Origin of the sequence: Bradyrhizobium sp. WSM3983 (assembly GCF_000473045.1) — a bacterium.
GTDB lineage: Bacteria > Pseudomonadota > Alphaproteobacteria > Rhizobiales > Xanthobacteraceae > Bradyrhizobium.
Genome location: NZ_AXAY01000021.1, coordinates 44,243 through 60,442, shown reverse-complemented (window position 1 = coordinate 60,442; position 16,200 = coordinate 44,243). Strand labels below are relative to the sequence as shown.

The window sequence follows — 16,200 nt, the reverse complement described above, 5'->3', positions numbered from 1 at the left end:
GCGCAGCGCCGTGCCCACCATGACCGCCGCCGCGGACACAGTGCTGGTGGGCACGCTCCGCTTTGCCCACCCTACGGCAGCTTTCGCCGGGACGACGGTCAGCTCCCGCTGAACGAATTATACCCCTGGTCTTCCCAATAGCCGCCCTTGTAGTCGTTGGTGACTTCCATCGAGACCACGTATTTCGGGTTCTTGAAGCCGAGTTTTGTCGGCACCCGGATCTTCATCGGGAAACCATAGGCGCGCGGCAAAATCTCGTTGGCGTATTTGAACGTCATCTGGGTCTGCGGATGCAGCGCGGTGCGCATGTCCAAGGGCGAGTTGTAGCCGTCCTTGTCGGCGCACTGGAACCAGACGTATTTCGCGCGCATGTCGGCGCCGATCAGTTTCAGGAAATCGCGCAAGGGCGTGCCGGTCCAGCTGCCGATCGCGCTCCAGCCCTCGACGCAGATGTGGCGGGTCACTTGCGTGAACTGCGGCAGCTTGTAGAGCTCCGGCAGCGTCCAGGACTTCTTGTTATCGACGAGGCCGCGCACTTCGAGCTTCCAGTCGTCGCCATCGACATCGGGCGCGTCGTCGAGATCGTAATAGGCGTTGAACGGGAACGGTTTTGTAATCGCGCTCTCGGGAAACGTCGGCGCCAGTGCATCGGGATTGAAGATGAAATCCTGCACGGCGTCGTTGAATTTCGAGACTTTTGCCAGCAACGCCTCGGCCGAGGACGAGTCGACCACGTCGCAACCGGTGAGCAAGGTCAGCGCGCCGAGGCTGGCGCCGCCTGCGATGAAGCGGCGGCGGATGACATCCGGCATCGTCTTGATGGAGTCCTTGATCAGCAGCCGCTTGTCGACGCCGGAGATCAGGAATGAACGCTTGGCCATGGTTCTTCTCCCTCTCAACGGCCGATGATCATGGCGCGCAGGCTCTTCGGCACCAGCAGCGCGAGCGCAACGTGGACGACGAGGAAGGCGCAGATCGCGGCCATGCAGAAGAAATGCACGTAGCGCGCGGTCGGATAATCGCCGAACAACGCCACCAGATAGTAGAGTTGCACCGGTTTCCAGATCGACAGGCCCGACAGCACGATCAGCACGCCGACCACGATGATACCGGCATAGAGCGTGCGCTGCACGTAATTGTAGACGCTGAGATCGTCGTGGCTGAGCTTGAAAGTGAGCGCCGCCCTGACGTCGTGGAGCACGCCCGCCGGCGTGATCGGCAGCAGCTTTTTCCGGAAGCGGCCGGATACGAAACCCGCGATCAGATAGGCGAGGCCGTTGATCATCAGCAGCCACATCGCGGCAAAGTGCCAGAGCAGCGCGCCGCCGAGCCAGCCGCCGAGCGTGATGTCGTGCGAGAACCGGAAGTCGAAGAGTGGCGAGGCGTTGTAGATCTGCCAGCCCGACATGATCATCAGGATCATGGCGACAGCGTTGGTCCAGTGCATCACGCGGACCCAGACCGGCTGGATCGTTTTGGCCCGGGTGGCGCTGATGTGCTCGTCGGTCGTGGCCAGGGTCGACATGGTGGTTCCGTCCTGTAGATCGCGTTGAGGATTATACGCCAGCCGCTCCAGCTTCGTTACATCGGCGTTTTCGCGAATCTGGCGTGCAGCTTCTCACAATAAGGCGAGCCGGAGGTAGCCCCGGCTCGCCTTGCCGTTCATCCCTGCTCAGGGAGATGAAACAGGGTTGCGCGGGGTTAGGTCGCCGGCATCAGCACGGTATCGACCACATGGATCACGCCGTTGGACTGGTTGACGTTGGAGATCGTCACCATCGAGGTGCCGCCCTTGGCATCGACGATCCAGACCTTGCCGTCCTGCTTCTTCACCGTGAGTTCCTCGCCCTCGACGGTCTTGAGCTTCTTGCCGTCGGTGAGGTCGGAGGCCTCGAGCTTGCCGGCCACGACATGGTAGGTGAGAATCTTGGTCAGGGTCGCCTTGTTCTCAGGCTTGACCAGGGTGTCGACGGTGCCGGCCGGCAGCTTGCCGAAGGCGGCATTGGTCGGCGCGAACACCGTGAACGGGCCCTTGCCTTCCAGCGTCGGCACCAGGCCGGCCGCCTTCACCGCCGCCACCAGCGTGGTGTGGTCCTTCGAGTTGACCGCGTTCTGGACGATGTTCTTCGACGGGAACATCGCGGCGCCGCCGACCATGACGGTCCTTTCCTCGGCACGGGCGGGCGCAATGACGGTCGCGGTGATGGCCAGCGCGCTGAAGGCTGTAGCAGTGAGATAGGCGATGCGCTTCGACATGGAGAAACTCCCGTTTGGATTGTGACCGGCAATGGCCGGCGTTTGCGTTGGTAACAACGGCGGCTGCGACAGTTTGACGTGAGACAGCGGCGCGTCGTTGATCCGAACTACGGGACGGTTCGCGAGGGGGTTTCGAACAATAATTTATCGTGATGCGTGAAACTATGTTGAGGCATGTACGTGGAGTGACGCGAGCGTGCCGCACGCTCTGCTGTCGTCCCGGCCTAGCGCGCAATTGCGCGCGGGGGGCCAGGACCCATACTCCTCAGAAGCAGTTGTAGCGCGAGACAGGCCATCACGAGTCTTCGCCAAACTACTCCCTGTGGTTATGGGTCCCGGCCTTCGCCGGGACGACCAGTGTGGCGCGTGCTTCGCCTCAATCCCTGTTGTGCGGCGTCTGAATAAACCCGCGATTATGCGTCGGGCTGATCAGGAGCTCGTTGATGCAGACGCGCGGCGGCATGCTGGCGATGAACGCGATGGTGCGGCCGAGATCTTCCGGCTGCAGCATCTTCGCCTGCTCCTCCTCGCTCGGCACCACCGGGCGCAGCTTCAGGATCGGAGTCGCCACCTCGCCCGGCATCAGGCAGCAGGCGCGCAAGCCATTGACGCATTCGTCCATGTTGAAGGAATGGGTCAGCGCCAGCACCGCATGCTTGGTGGTGGTGTAGGCCGGGCCCGGCATCTTCGAGACATGGCGGCCGGCCCAGGACGAGACGTTGATGATCGAGCCGTCCTGCTGCTTGCGCATCGTCGGCAGCACCGCGCGCATGCAATAGAGCACGCCGTTGAGGTTGACCTGGACCAGCCTGTCCCAGCCGTCCAGTTCCATGTCCTTCCAGCTGCGCTTGGGGACATTGATGCCGGCATTGTTCACGAGCAGGTCGATCCGGCCATGCTTGGCGACGATGTGATCGGCCGCCTTCTGGGCCTCAGTGGCGTTTGACACGTCCAGCGCGAGCGCCTCGGTGGCTCCGCCGGCCTTGGCGATCTTCGCAACCACGGTCTCCAGGGCGTCCTTGCGGCGGCCGGAGACCACGACGATCCAGCCGTCGGCCGCGAGCGCCTCGGCGCCGGCCTCCCCGATCCCGCTGCCGCCGCCCGTGACCCAGGCCACGCGTTTCCCATTTTTGGCCATGCAAACTGTCTCCGTTGCTTCATTGGGGCGGTTTTTGCTAATCCAGCCCTCGGTTTTGACCGGCCTTGTTGCCTTGCGGTCGAGGAAATCTTGCATGAACCAAGCAGCCAACGCCAATCTGTTTTCCCGCCTGTTCGACGGCCTCGACGATCCCAGCCGCCTCGCGATCGAGACGCAGGACGGCGGCCATATCAGCTATGGCGATCTGATCGCGCGGGCCGGGCAGATGGCGAATGCGCTGGTGGCGTGCGGCGTAAAGCCGGGCGACCGTGTCGCGGTGCAGGTCGAGAAATCGGTGGCGAACATCGTGCTCTATCTCGGCACGGTGCGGGCCGGCGCGGTCTACCTGCCGCTCAACACCGCCTATACGCTGAATGAGCTCGACTACTTCATCGGCGACGCCGAGCCGTCGCTGGTGGTCTGCGATCCCTCCAAGGCCGAAGGCCTCGCCCCGATCGCCGCCAAGGTGAAGGCCAAGGTCGAGACGCTCGGGCCTGACGGCAAGGGCTCGCTGACGGAAGCCGCAGAGAAGGCCAGCAGCGAATTCACGACGGTCCCGCGCGAAAACGACGATCTCGCGGCGATCCTCTACACGTCGGGCACCACCGGCCGCTCCAAGGGTGCGATGCTGACGCATGACAATCTCGCGTCGAACTCGCTCTCGCTGGTCGACTACTGGCGCTTCACCGACAAGGACGTGCTGATCCACGCGCTGCCGATCTACCACACCCACGGCCTGTTCGTGGCGACCAACGTGACGCTGTTTGCGCGGGCGTCGATGATCTTCCTGCCGAAGCTCGACCCGGATCTGATCATCAAGCTGATGGCCCGCGCCACCGTGCTGATGGGCGTGCCGACGTTCTACACGCGGCTTCTGCAAAATCCCGCGCTGTCGCGCGAGACGACGAAGCATATGCGGCTGTTCATCTCGGGCTCGGCGCCGCTGCTAGCCGAGACCCATCGCGAATGGTCGGCGCGCACCGGGCACGCGGTGCTCGAGCGCTACGGCATGACCGAAACCAACATGAACACGTCGAACCCGTACGACGGCGAGCGCGTGCCCGGCGCGGTCGGCTTTCCCTTGCCAGGCGTCTCCGTGCGGGTGACCGAGCCCGAGACCGGCAAGGAGCTGCCGCGCGAGGAGATCGGCATGATCGAGGTCAAGGGCCCGAACGTCTTCAAGGGCTATTGGCGCATGCCGGAGAAAACCAAGTCGGAATTCCGGCCCGACGGTTTCTTCATCACCGGCGACCTCGGCAAGATCGACGACAAGGGCTACGTCCACATCCTCGGCCGCGGCAAGGATCTCGTGATCTCCGGCGGATTCAACGTCTATCCGAAGGAAATCGAGAGCGAGATCGACGCCATGCCCGGTGTGATCGAATCCGCCGTGATCGGCGTGCCGCATGCCGATTTCGGCGAGGGCGTCACGGCGGTGCTGGTTTGCAACAAGGGTGCGGATGTCAGCGAAGCCGCAGTGCTGAAGGCGCTCGATGGCCGGCTCGCAAAATTCAAGATGCCCAAGCGCGTCTTCGTCGTCGACGAGCTGCCGCGCAACACCATGGGCAAGGTGCAAAAGAACGTGCTGCGCGATACGTACAAGGACATCTACGCGAAGAAATAGGGGCGCCGCTCTCTCGCTCCGTCATTGCGAGGAGCCCTTGCGACGAAGCAATCCAGGCTGCCTCCGCGGAGATTCTGGATTGCTTCGCTTCGCTCGCAATGACGGAGTTTGTGGCCGCTACTGGCCGCCCAACAGGCTCATCACGAACCTGCTGCCGACGATGAACAGATAACAGCCGAATGCCACTTCGAGGGTGCGCTTCGACATCGCATGCGCGGCTGTTACACCGAGCGGCGCGGTAACCAGGCTCATCGGCATCACCAGCACGGCGCCGATCAGTGAGACGTAACCGAGCGCGAACGGGATCTGCAGCGCTGCAACGGACGGATAGGTCGCGGCCGCCGGCCAGCCGGCATAGATGTAGCCGAGCGCGCCGGGGATCGAGATCAGCACCGCGAGCGCCGACGAGGTCGCCACTGCTTGATGGATCGGACGGCCGTAGAAGGTCATCAGCAGGTTCGAGAACAATCCGCCGCCGATGCCCATCAGCGTCGAGAGAATGCCGACGCAGAAGCCGTAGACGCGCATCAATGGGCCCTTCGGCAGATCGTCACCGAGCTTCCACCCTTCGCGCGCGAAGATCAGGCGCACCGCCGCGGAATAGGCGACGGCGACGAAGACGATCTTGAACAGCCGCTCCGGCGCATAGCGCGCGATGACGCTGCCGAGGACGACGCCGATCAGAATTGGAAGCCACCACACGCGCAGGATCGTCAGGTCGACGGCGCCGCGCTTGTAATGCGCCTGGAACGAACGGATCGAGGTCGGGATGATCACCGCGAGCGAAGTGCCGACGCAAAGCGGCATGCGCACTTCCAGCGGCACGCCGGCGATGCGGAAGCATTCGTAAAACACCGGCACGAGAATTGCGCCGCCGCCGATGCCGAACACACCGGCGAGGAATCCCGAGAGCGCGCCGACTGCGATCAGCAGCAGTGCGAGCTCGACAAGCTCCTTGATATCAAGACCTGCAATCACCCGGACCTGCCGCGCAAACTCTCCGATTCGTCCGTTCGGAATGAGCTGCGCAGCAAGCTGTAGGCGATCTGATTTGCGTGGTCGACACGCCGCGCCTCCCGGCTGGGGTGGAATGCAAGGTGCGCATATCCGCCGCCTGACGGAAAATCGATGCGCAAAGCGGAAATTGGAACGGGCGCATCGCCCAGCGGCGCTGCCTTGGACGTCATGAACTGACTGGTTCGAACCGTAGCGGCCGATCGGTGGCTTGGAGCCGTTCCAATAGTGATTTCAATGCGCCTCGCCAGTCGCCACAAAAGATGAATTAATATTCTCTCCTTGGTCGGTGCACCATTGCTCTGGTATACCAAGCCCCCGATTGGCTTGTTGCATCAACGCCGTAGAGCTGAACTACGGTTCGATTTATGTCGAATTGGTGATTGCGCAGGCCAAATCGACTCCGTAAATAGAGCCGACCTTTCGCGATCCCCGCGTGCCCGCTACTGGGCCGCCATAAACATCAAAAGCCCATGACCGCACGGATCGAACGACCGCTTTCCCCACACATGCAAGTCTACCGCTGGACGCTGACGATGGCGCTGTCCATCGTCCACCGCGCCACCGGTATTGCCCTCTACGCCGGAACTCTGCTGCTGGCCTGGTGGCTGGTTGCGGCGGCCTCCGGCCCTGCCGCCTATGGCCATGTCCAAGCCTTCACCGGCAGCATCATCGGCCGGCTGATCGTGTTCGGCTACACCTGGGCGCTGATGCACCATATGCTGAGCGGCATCCGGCACTTCGTGTGGGACCTCGGCTACGGCTTCAAGGCCAATGAGCGCGAGGCCCTGACCTGGGGCGCACTGATCGGCGGCATCGCGCTGACGGTGCTGATCTGGATCATCGCCTACGCGACCGGGGGTGGACGATGAGCGCAGCCGATACCGCGAAGCGCAGCATGCGCACCCCGCTCGGCCGCGTCCGCAATCTGGGCGCCGCGCATTCCGGCACGTCCGACTTCTGGCGCCAGCGCCTCACGGCGGTGGCGATGACGCTGCTGATGATCCCGGTGCTGGTCATTATCATGATGCTGCTCGGCCGCAACCAGGCCGGCGCCAAGCAGATCCTCGGCTCGCTGCCGGTCGCCATCATCATGCTGCTCTTTATCATCGCCAGCGCCTGGCACATGAAGATCGGCATGCAGGTCGTGATCGAGGATTACGTCCACAACGAGAAGCTGAAGCTCGTTTCAATCATGCTCAACAATTTCTTCGCGGCCGCGGTTGCGCTCGCCTCGATCTACGCGATTCTCCAACTTTCCTCCGGAGTGTAACCCATGGTTACCGGAACCTCGGCCACAGAGACGAATGGCAAGGGCAACGGCGCTCCCGCCACCAACGGCAAAGCCTATCCGATCGAAGACCACACCTATGACGTCGTCGTGGTCGGCGCCGGTGGCGCGGGTCTGCGCGCCGTGGTCGGCTGCAGCGAAGCCGGTCTTCGCACCGCCTGTATCACCAAGGTGTTTCCGACCCGCTCGCACACGGTCGCGGCGCAGGGCGGCATCTCGGCTTCGCTCGGCAACATGCACAAGGACGATTGGCGCTGGCACATGTACGACACCGTGAAGGGGTCGGACTGGCTCGGCGACCAGGACGCGATCGAATACATGGTGCGCAACGCGCCCGAGGCGGTCTACGAGCTCGAGCATTGGGGCGTGCCGTTCTCGCGCACCGAGGACGGCAAGATCTACCAGCGTCCGTTCGGCGGCATGACCATGGACTACGGCAAGGGGCAGGCACAGCGCACTTGCGCCGCCGCCGACCGCACCGGCCACGCCATGCTGCACACGATGTACGGCCAGTCGCTGCGCCACGCGGCCGAGTTCTTCATCGAGTTCTTTGCCATCGATTTGATCATGGACGACCAGGGCACCTGCCGCGGCGTCATCGCGCTCAAGCTGGACGACGGCACGCTGCATCGCTTCCGCGCCCAGACCGTGATTCTCGCGACCGGCGGCTACGGCCGCGCCTATGCGTCCTGCACCTCAGCGCACACCTGCACCGGCGACGGCGGCGGCATGGTGCTGCGCGCCGGCCTGCCGATGCAGGACATGGAGTTCGTGCAATTCCACCCAACCGGCATTTACGGGTCGGGCTGTCTCGTCACCGAAGGCGCGCGCGGCGAAGGCGGCTATCTCGTCAACTCCGAGGGCGAGCGCTTCATGGAACGCTACGCGCCGTCGGCGAAGGACCTCGCCTCGCGCGACGTCGTCTCGCGCGCGATGACCATCGAGATCCGGGAGGGGCGCGGCGTCGGCAAGAAGAAGGACCACATCTTCCTTCATCTCGACCATCTCGATCCCGCTGTGCTCGCCGAGCGCCTGCCGGGCATCTCCGAATCCGCGAAGATCTTCGCCAATGTCGACGTGACGCGCGAGCCGATCCCGATCGTGCCGACCGTGCACTACAACATGGGCGGCATCCCGACGAACTATCACGGCGAAGTGCTGACCAAGAAGGATGGCGACGACAACGCCATCATCCCCGGCCTGATGGCGATCGGCGAAGCCGCGTGCGTGTCCGTGCATGGCGCCAACCGCCTCGGCTCCAACTCGCTGATCGACCTCGTCGTCTTCGGCCGCGCTGCAGCGCTGCGTCTCGCCGAGAAGCTGACGCCGAACGCCAAGCAGCCCGAGCTGCCGGCGAACTCGTCTGATCTCGCGCTCGGCCGCCTCGACCATTACCGCTACGCTTCCGGCGGCACGCCGACCGCAAAACTGCGCGAAGGCATGCAGCACGTGATGCAGAACAATTGCGCGGTGTTCCGCACCGGCGACATCCTGAGCGAAGGCCAGAACCTGATCGAGAAGGTCCACAGCGGCATCACCGACATCGCCGTGTCCGACCGCTCGCTGGTGTGGAATTCGGATCTGGTCGAGACGCTCGAATTCGACAATCTGATCTCGCAGGCGGTGGTGACGATGAATTCGGCCGCCAACCGCACCGAGAGCCGCGGCGCGCATGCCCGCGAGGACTTCTCCGCGCGCGACGACAAGAACTGGATGAAGCACACGCTGGCCTGGCTGGACGACAACGGCAAGGTCAAGATCGAGTACCGCCCGGTTCACGACTACACCATGACCAACGACGTGCAGTACATCCCGCCCAAAGCTCGCGTGTACTAAACGGCGCGCGTGTACTGAGCGAACAGCGAAAGCCTTATCGAAATGGTTGAATTCGCACTTCCGAAGAACTCCAAGATCACCGGCGGCAAGACCTGGCCGAAGCCCGCGGGCGCGACCGACGTTCGCGAATTCCGCGTCTATCGCTGGAATCCGGACGACGGCAAGAATCCGAGCGTTGACACCTATTATGTCGACACCAATGATTGCGGTCCGATGGTCCTGGACGGCCTGATCTGGATCAAGAACCACATCGACCCGTCGCTGACGTTCCGCCGCTCCTGCCGCGAAGGCGTCTGCGGCTCCTGCGCCATGAACATCGACGGCCAGAACACGCTGGCCTGCACCCGCTCGATGCACGACGTGAAGGACGGCGCGGTGAAGATCAATCCGCTGCCGCACCAGCCGGTGGTGAAGGATCTCGTCCCCGATCTGACCAATTTCTACGCGCAGTACGCCTCGGTCGAGCCGTGGCTGAAGACGACCTCGCCGACGCCGCAGAAGGAATGGCGCCAGAGCCACGAGGACCGCGAGAAGCTCGACGGCCTCTACGAGTGCATCCTGTGCGCCTGTTGCTCGACCTCGTGCCCGAGCTATTGGTGGAACAGCGACCGCTATCTCGGTCCCGCCGCGCTGCTCCAGGCCAACCGCTGGGTGTCTGATTCGCGCGACGAGGCCACCGGCGAGCGGCTCGACAATCTCGAGGATCCGTTCCGGCTCTACCGCTGCCACACCATCATGAACTGCGCCAAGGCCTGCCCGAAGGGCCTGAACCCGGCCGAAGCCATCGCCGAGCTCAAGCTCAAGATGGTCGAGCGTCAGATCTAGGCGCTGCTCACGCTGTAGCCCCCGGCCGAGACGGCCGGGGCATTCTACGATCGGGGTCATTTTGGGTAAAATTGACCCCATCCCGCGCCGCGCGCGAATCGACGGACCACAACCTCCGGTTCCCATCACAAGCCGCTTCCTTCAAAGCGTAAAATTCAAGTAAGCTCTCCGTCGGGGGACCGGAGCGACCGTGCAGGGCGCGCAACGCAATTCGCTGAGACTCTTGCAGTGGATGATGGCTGCATCCCTGGCGCTGCCGATTGCGCTGTTCGCCATCGCTTCCACGATCTCCTACAATTCGACGCACGACATCGCCGACCGCGAGATCGAGCGCACGCTCGATGTCGCGCATGAGCACGCGCTCAAGGTGTTCGAGACCATCGATCGCAGCCTGGCCGAGATCAACGAAGTCGTGCGCGACCTCCCCGACGACATTATCCGGTCTCGGGAACCTGCGCTGCACCGGCGCCTGAAGCAGCTGACCGACGCGCTGCCGCAGCTCAAATCGGCTTGGATCTTCGACACGAACGGAAAACCGCTGGTCAACAGTCTGGTGTCGCCGCCGCCGGATCAGAGCTTTGCGGACCGCGATTATTTCTACGCCCATGTTGACCAGAGCATCGGCACCTTCATCGGCGCCTCGCTAACGCCGCGGCCTCCCTACCAGGGCGCGCGCTTCTTCGGCGTCAGCCGCCGCCGCTCTTCCGACGACGGCAGCTTCACCGGCGTGCTCCAGGCGTCCGTGCTGCCGGAATATTTCGAGAGTTTTTACGCCAGGATCGGCACCGATCCCGGCAGCTTCTTTGCGATGGGCCGCGCCGACGGCGTGCTGCTGACGCATTTCCCGCGGCTCGATCGCGATTTCCGGATAGACCCCAGCGGTCCGGTCGGCCGGCGCATCGCAACCCATCCCGATCGCGGGCTCATGACCGTCGCCTGGCCCTCGGACGGGATCGAGCGGCGCATCGGCTACCGGCGCGTCGCCGAATATCCGATTTATGTCAGCGCCGGCCTCGAAACGTCGGCGATCCGCGCACGCTGGCTCGCCACCATGAGCCAGCATCTGGTGTTCGGCGTGCCCGCGACCGCGCTGCTGTTCATCCTGCTGGCCTTCGCCTTCCGGCGCACCCAGCATCTCCAGACCGAGGCTGCAAAACGGCGCGAGGCCGAGGAGGCGCTCAAGCACAGCCAGCGGCTCGAGGCGCTGGGCCAGCTCACCGGCGGCGTCGCGCACGACTTCAACAACCTCCTGACCGTGATCCGCGCGTCCGTCGACCTCTTGAACCGCCCGCAACTGAGCGAGGAGCGGCGGCAGCGCTACATCACGGCGATCGCGGAGTCGGTCGCGCGCGCGGCCAAGCTGACCTCGCAGCTGCTGGCCTTTGCGCGGCGCCAGACCTTGAAGCCCGAAGTGTTCGACATCGGCGATCGCATGCAGTCGGTGCGCGACATGCTCGCAACGCTGCTCGGACCTGCGATCGAGATCGTCACGCAGCTGCCGACCGAGCCCTGCCTCGTCAATGCCGATGCCGGCCAGTTCGAGACGGCCATCATCAACATGGCGACCAACGCGCGCGACGCCATGCAGGGCAAGGGCCGGATCGCCTTCACGGTGCAGGCGGCGACGACCGTTCCGGACACGCTCGCGCATCTCTCGGGAAGTCAGACCTTGAAAAATCTTGGCTTCGTCTGCGTCACCGTCAGCGATAGCGGCATCGGCATTCCCGCTGCACAATTGGGACGTATCTTCGAGCCCTTCTTCACCACCAAGCAGGTCGGCCAGGGCACCGGTCTCGGCCTGTCGCAGGTGTTCGGGTTCGCCCGGCAATCCGGCGGCGAGGTGACGGTCATGAGCAAAGTCGGCCAGGGCAGCACCTTCTCGCTCTATCTGCCGCGCGTGCCTGCAGCCCTCCTGCCCCGGAGCCAGGCGCCGACCACGGCACCTGCCGTCGCCGGCAGCGGCATGTCGGTGCTGGTCGTCGAGGACAATATCGAGCTCGGCAATTTCGCCGCCGACGGGCTGACCGAGCTCGGCTACAGCATCACGCTGGTCGACAACGCCACCGACGCCCTCACCGAGCTGGTTGGCGACGCCGATCGTTTCGACGTCGTGTTCTCCGACGTCGTCATGCCCGGGATGACCGGGCTCGACCTCGCGCAGGCGATCCGCGATCGCGGTATCGGCGTGCCGATCGTGCTGACCACCGGATACAGCCACGCCCTGTCCCAGGGCGGCGTCGCCGGCTTCGAGCTCGTGCAAAAGCCCTATTCGATTGAGGAGCTGTCGCGGGTCCTGCATCACGCTGCGCGGCTGAAGCGGGTGCGCGACGGCGCCGCGGAGTGAGCGGTACGCGGGAACCTGAGGGAACCGGTTGATTTCTCTTTCGTTATCCGGCCATGGAGAAGCGAGCCGCAAAGCGCGAACGGGGCAAGAAGCCGTCCATTGTCGACATCAAGGGTGAGGCCGACGACGAGATCGAGCCGCCGCCGCCCGAAGTGCTCGAGCCCGACCCTGAGCTCTCGCCCGAAGAGATCGAGCAGGCGCGCAAGGATTATCTCCTCACCCGTTTCTGGATCAGCGCGCGCGGCTTCTGGGGCCGCAACGGCGACCGTCTTGCCTGGCCGTTCTCGATCGGTCTCGTCGTGCTGATCGTCCTCACCATCGGCTTCCAATACGGCATCAATGTCTGGAATCGCGCGATCTTCGACGCCATCGAGAAGCGCGATGCGGCGAGCGTCTTCCACCTCTCGGCGGTGTTCTTCCCACTCGCGATCGGCAGCATTGTGCTCGGCGTGACGCAGGTGTTTGCGCGCATGGGCATCCAGCGGCGCTGGCGCGCCTGGCTCACCAACAGCGTGCTGACGCGGTGGCTCAAGAACGGGCGCTATTACCAGCTCAACCTCGTCGGCGGCGACCACAAGAATCCGGAATACCGGATCGCCGAGGATTTGCGCGTCGCAACGGACTCGCCGGTTGATTTTCTGGCCGGCGTGACCTCCGCCCTGCTGTCGGCCGCGACCTTCATTGTCGTGCTCTGGACCATCGGCGGCGCGCTCGCCATCACGCTTGGCGGATCGACCATCACCATTCCCGGCTTCCTCGTGATCGCCGCGATGCTCTATGCCGCCATCGCTTCGGGCTCGATCCTGGTGATCGGCCGTCAATTCGTGCAGGTCTCCGAGGACAAGAACCAGGCTGAAGCCGATTTCCGCTACACGCTGACGCGCGTGCGCGAGAACGGCGAAAGCATCGCGCTGCTTGGCGGCGAGGAAGAAGAACGCGGCGGCATCGACCGCAATTTTACCAGCGTGCTCAGGCAATGGGCGCGCCTAGCCGGCCAACATATGCGCACCACGCTGGTGTCGCAGGGCTCGAACCTTGTTGCTCCCGTGGTTCCTCTCTTGCTCTGCGCGCCAAAATTCCTCGACGGCAGCATGACGCTCGGACAGGTGATGCAGGCGGCCTCCGCCTTCACCATCGTGCAGAGCGCGTTCGGCTGGCTGGTCGATAATTATCCGCGGCTCGCCGACTGGAACGCCTGCGCCCGCCGCATCGCCTCGCTGATGATGTCGCTCGACGGCCTCGAGCGCGCCGAGCAGGGCGACGGCCTCGGCCGCATCAAGCGCGGCGAAACCAGCAACGAGACGGTGCTGGAGCTGAACGACCTTTCCGTCACGCTCGACGACGGCACCGCCGTGGTCGGTGAGACCGAGGTGGCGATCGAGCCCGGCGAGCGGCTGCTGGTCGCCGGCGAATCCGGCACCGGCAAGAGCACGCTGGTGCGCGCCATCGCGGGCCTGTGGCCATGGGGCGGCGGCAGCGTCAATTTCCATCCCGACCGGCGGCTGTTCATGCTGCCGCAGCGGCCCTATGTGCCGTCCGGCAGCTTGCGCCGCGCGGTCGCCTATCCCGGCGCCGAGGACGACTGGACCGTCGAGGAGATCGGCGAGGCCCTGCACAAGGTCGGCCTCGGTCATCTCAAGGAGAAGATCGAGGAGGAGGGACCCTGGGACCAGACGCTATCGGGCGGCGAGAAGCAGCGCCTCGCCTTCGCGCGGCTGTTGCTGCACAGTCCTGATATCGTCGTGCTCGATGAAGCGACTTCCGCGCTCGACGAGAAGAGCCAGGACAAGATGATGAAGATGGTCACCGACGAGCTGCCGAAGGCAACCATCGTCAGCGTCGGACATCGTGTCGAGCTGGAGGCCTTTCACAGCCGCAAGATCGTGCTGGAGCGCCGCAAGGGCGGCGCCAGACTCGTCAGCGACATCGACCTGATCCCGCGCAAGAGCAAACGAAGATTGCTCGGGCGATTCCTGACGCAGCGGAAGAAGGCGGCGTAGTACTCTCACCGTCGTCCCGGACAAGCGCGCTCTCAGGCGCGCGCCGATCCGGGACCCATACCCGCAGAGAGAAGTTTGGCGAAGCCTTGGCGTGGGCATCTCGCGTCATAACCACGGCCAGTGATTATGGGTCCCGGAGCTGCGCTGACGCTTGTCCGGGACGACACCGAGATTGTGGCTCGCTTCGCGTCCCGGGACGACACCGAGATTGGAGTCCCCGGCAAAACCGGCTATGCATGCGCCGCCTGCAACGAGGATATCCTGCTTGACGCCCGACAACGCCCTTTCATCCGCGCCGTTCGGCGCGTTTGCGCCGAACGCAGCGCAGGCCGCGATCATTCGCCTCGCGCAAGGATCGGGGCTGAAGCGCGGCGCGTTCCGGCCCTGGATGTCGCGGCTGGTCAATCTGCTGCGCGGCGGCCCGGTCGACGTTCAGTATCAGGGCGCCTCGTTCCGCTTCTATCACCAGGGCAGCGCGACCGAACGCGGCGCGCTGTTCAACCCCGACTACAATCTCGACGAGCTCGATTTCCTGCGCCAGCACACGCCAGCCGGCGGCACGTTCGTCGATGTCGGCGCCAATGTGGGCACCTTTGCGCTGGTGATGGCGCGGCATATCGGGACCGCCGGCAAGGTGGTCGCGATCGAGCCGCATCCGCTGACGTTCGGACGGCTCTCGTTCAACCACGCCGCATCGAAGACAACGCAGGTGCGCCTGGTGCAGGCCGCCGCGGGCGACAGCGACGGCGAGCTGATGATCGAGAGCGGCGGCGGCAATCTCGGCGCCACGCATGTCGTCACCGGCACGGCCAGCCGTGATGCGATCAAGGTGCCGTCGCTGCGCCTCACGCGCATCCTTGAAGAGGCCGGCGTCACGCAGGTTGACTCGCTCAAGATCGATGTCGAGGGTTTCGAGGACCGCGTGCTGATCGGCTTCTTCCGCGACGCGACGCCATCGCTGTGGCCGCGCGCGGTCGTGATCGAACATCTGTCACAAAACGAATGGCAGCAGGATTGTATCGCCGACATGGTCACGCGCGGTTTTGCGATTGCGCGCAAGACACGAAGCAATACGTTCCTGTCACGCTGATAGCGAACCACGGAGGTAGCGATGATTGATCATTTGGGCCTCTCCGTCTCCGACTATGAGGCCGCGAAGGCGTTCTACGCCAAGGCACTGGCGCCGCTCGATTACACCCTGATCATGGAAGTGACGGAGGAGCAGACCGGCCACGCCGCAGCAGCCGGCTTCGGCGCCGACGGCAAGCCGGATTTCTGGATCGGCGGCGAGGGCGCAATGAACAAGCCGGTGCATGTCGCGATTCTCGCGAAAGACCGCGCGACGGTCGACGCGTTCTACAAGGCTGCGATGGCCGCAGGTGGCCGCGACAACGGGCCGCCCGGCCTTCGCCCGCACTATCACGCCAACTATTATGGCGCCTTCGTGCTGGACCCCGACGGCCACAACATCGAGGCGGTCTGTCACGCACAGGAATAGCGCGGCGCAACGGGAACATCGGCCCGGCATCATCGTTGTCGTTCTCCTGACAACTGATCTCGATGATGCCGATGCCGATTGAACCGCCCGAGATACCGCCATCGACACCCGGCACGCCGACCGAGCCGCCGCCCGGAATTCCGCCGGGCAATCCGCAGCCTGAAATCACGCCGCCGGTGCACGAGCCTGGCGAATCACCGCGGCCCGATGAATTGCCGGGTCGCATGCCTGAAGAGATTCCGTCGCGCGGACCGAACGGTCCGCTCGCGCCGAGTCCCGCGACGGATGCCAATTCGTCGCAGGGTCGCATGTGATGCGATTGCAAGCTGGGCCTGAATGCGCAATGAACGTTGTTCGTGTGACATGATCTGCAT

The 16,200-nt window shown here is 64.2% G+C and carries 15 protein-coding genes; 10 read left to right on the top strand and 5 right to left on the bottom strand.

Annotated features, from left to right (window positions below):
- Window positions 1-98: 98 nt before the first annotated feature.
- From YUA_RS0125645 to YUA_RS0125630, 4 genes are all read right to left on the bottom strand, one after another.
- Window positions 99-881 (bottom strand): molybdopterin-dependent oxidoreductase, encoded by a 783-nt coding sequence (locus tag YUA_RS0125645; protein ID WP_027533268.1) that lies wholly within the window; start codon window positions 879-881, stop codon window positions 99-101.
- Window positions 882-895: 14 nt separating this feature from the next.
- The gene (locus YUA_RS0125640; RefSeq protein WP_027533267.1) at window positions 896-1,525 is read right to left on the bottom strand and encodes a cytochrome b/b6 domain-containing protein; all 630 of its coding nucleotides are present in this window, start codon (window positions 1,523-1,525) and stop codon (window positions 896-898) included.
- Between the two features lie 176 nt (window positions 1,526-1,701).
- A complete protein-coding gene (locus YUA_RS0125635; protein ID WP_027533266.1) occupies window positions 1,702-2,256 on the bottom strand; it encodes a fasciclin domain-containing protein in 555 nt (184 codons plus the stop codon).
- A 376-nt stretch (window positions 2,257-2,632) separates the two neighbouring features.
- Window positions 2,633-3,394, bottom strand: a complete 762-nt coding sequence (locus tag YUA_RS0125630) for an SDR family oxidoreductase (protein ID WP_027533265.1) — start codon at window positions 3,392-3,394, stop codon at window positions 2,633-2,635.
- 94 nt (window positions 3,395-3,488) lie between these two features.
- Here YUA_RS0125630 and YUA_RS0125625 point away from each other — a divergent pair, with 94 nt between their 5' ends.
- Window positions 3,489-5,018 (top strand): malonyl-CoA synthase, encoded by a 1,530-nt coding sequence (locus YUA_RS0125625; protein WP_027533264.1) that lies wholly within the window; start codon window positions 3,489-3,491, stop codon window positions 5,016-5,018.
- 117 nt (window positions 5,019-5,135) lie between these two features.
- On the opposite strand, the gene YUA_RS0125620 is transcribed toward YUA_RS0125625, so the two are convergent.
- Complete coding sequence (locus YUA_RS0125620; RefSeq protein WP_027533263.1) at window positions 5,136-5,996, bottom strand: sulfite exporter TauE/SafE family protein; 861 nt, start codon at window positions 5,994-5,996, stop codon at window positions 5,136-5,138.
- A 509-nt stretch (window positions 5,997-6,505) separates the two neighbouring features.
- Between YUA_RS0125620 and sdhC the strand changes: the two genes are divergently transcribed.
- The 9 genes from sdhC (at window position 6,506) to YUA_RS0125570 (ending at window position 16,140) form a co-directional block, all read left to right on the top strand.
- Window positions 6,506-6,904, top strand: coding sequence for a succinate dehydrogenase, cytochrome b556 subunit (sdhC, locus tag YUA_RS0125610; protein WP_027533261.1), 399 nt, complete (start codon window positions 6,506-6,508; stop codon window positions 6,902-6,904).
- Window positions 6,901-7,305, top strand: a complete 405-nt coding sequence (gene sdhD / locus YUA_RS0125605) for a succinate dehydrogenase, hydrophobic membrane anchor protein (protein WP_027533260.1) — start codon at window positions 6,901-6,903, stop codon at window positions 7,303-7,305. Before sdhC ends, sdhD begins: the two co-directional genes overlap by 4 nt.
- 3 nt (window positions 7,306-7,308) lie before the next feature.
- On the top strand, window positions 7,309-9,159 hold the full coding sequence (gene sdhA, locus YUA_RS0125600) for a succinate dehydrogenase flavoprotein subunit (RefSeq protein WP_027533259.1): 1,851 nt from the start codon (window positions 7,309-7,311) through the stop codon (window positions 9,157-9,159).
- 42 nt (window positions 9,160-9,201) lie between these two features.
- Window positions 9,202-9,984: a succinate dehydrogenase iron-sulfur subunit gene (locus tag YUA_RS0125595; protein ID WP_027533258.1), complete on the top strand. Its 783-nt coding sequence runs from the start codon at window positions 9,202-9,204 to the stop codon at window positions 9,982-9,984.
- Between the two features lie 190 nt (window positions 9,985-10,174).
- On the top strand, window positions 10,175-12,328 hold the full coding sequence (locus YUA_RS0125590; RefSeq protein ID WP_027533257.1) for a hybrid sensor histidine kinase/response regulator: 2,154 nt from the start codon (window positions 10,175-10,177) through the stop codon (window positions 12,326-12,328).
- A 53-nt stretch (window positions 12,329-12,381) separates the two neighbouring features.
- Window positions 12,382-14,328, top strand: a complete 1,947-nt coding sequence (locus tag YUA_RS0125585) for an ABC transporter ATP-binding protein/permease (protein ID WP_027533256.1) — start codon at window positions 12,382-12,384, stop codon at window positions 14,326-14,328.
- Between the two features lie 265 nt (window positions 14,329-14,593).
- A complete protein-coding gene (locus tag YUA_RS0125580) occupies window positions 14,594-15,418 on the top strand; it encodes an FkbM family methyltransferase (RefSeq protein WP_027533255.1) in 825 nt (274 codons plus the stop codon).
- 21 nt (window positions 15,419-15,439) lie between these two features.
- On the top strand, window positions 15,440-15,826 hold the full coding sequence (locus YUA_RS0125575) for a VOC family protein (protein ID WP_027533254.1): 387 nt from the start codon (window positions 15,440-15,442) through the stop codon (window positions 15,824-15,826).
- A gap of 71 nt (window positions 15,827-15,897) precedes the next feature.
- Entirely contained in the window at window positions 15,898-16,140 is a 243-nt protein-coding gene (locus tag YUA_RS0125570; protein ID WP_027533253.1) for a hypothetical protein, read from the top strand.
- The last annotated feature ends 60 nt before the right edge of the window (window positions 16,141-16,200 follow it).

Coding starts and splice junctions, on each gene's coding strand:
- YUA_RS0125645 (WP_027533268.1), bottom strand. CDS start 881: ATGGCCAAGCGTTCATTCCTGATCTCCGGCGTCGACAAGCGGCTGCTG.
- YUA_RS0125640 (WP_027533267.1), bottom strand. CDS start 1,525: ATGTCGACCCTGGCCACGACCGACGAGCACATCAGCGCCACCCGGGCC.
- YUA_RS0125635 (WP_027533266.1), bottom strand. CDS start 2,256: ATGTCGAAGCGCATCGCCTATCTCACTGCTACAGCCTTCAGCGCGCTG.
- YUA_RS0125630 (WP_027533265.1), bottom strand. CDS start 3,394: ATGGCCAAAAATGGGAAACGCGTGGCCTGGGTCACGGGCGGCGGCAGC.
- YUA_RS0125625 (WP_027533264.1), top strand. CDS start 3,489: ATGAACCAAGCAGCCAACGCCAATCTGTTTTCCCGCCTGTTCGACGGC.
- sdhC (WP_027533261.1), top strand. CDS start 6,506: ATGACCGCACGGATCGAACGACCGCTTTCCCCACACATGCAAGTCTAC.
- sdhD (WP_027533260.1), top strand. CDS start 6,901: ATGAGCGCAGCCGATACCGCGAAGCGCAGCATGCGCACCCCGCTCGGC.
- sdhA (WP_027533259.1), top strand. CDS start 7,309: ATGGTTACCGGAACCTCGGCCACAGAGACGAATGGCAAGGGCAACGGC.
- YUA_RS0125595 (WP_027533258.1), top strand. CDS start 9,202: ATGGTTGAATTCGCACTTCCGAAGAACTCCAAGATCACCGGCGGCAAG.
- YUA_RS0125585 (WP_027533256.1), top strand. CDS start 12,382: ATGGAGAAGCGAGCCGCAAAGCGCGAACGGGGCAAGAAGCCGTCCATT.
- YUA_RS0125575 (WP_027533254.1), top strand. CDS start 15,440: ATGATTGATCATTTGGGCCTCTCCGTCTCCGACTATGAGGCCGCGAAG.
- YUA_RS0125570 (WP_027533253.1), top strand. CDS start 15,898: ATGCCGATTGAACCGCCCGAGATACCGCCATCGACACCCGGCACGCCG.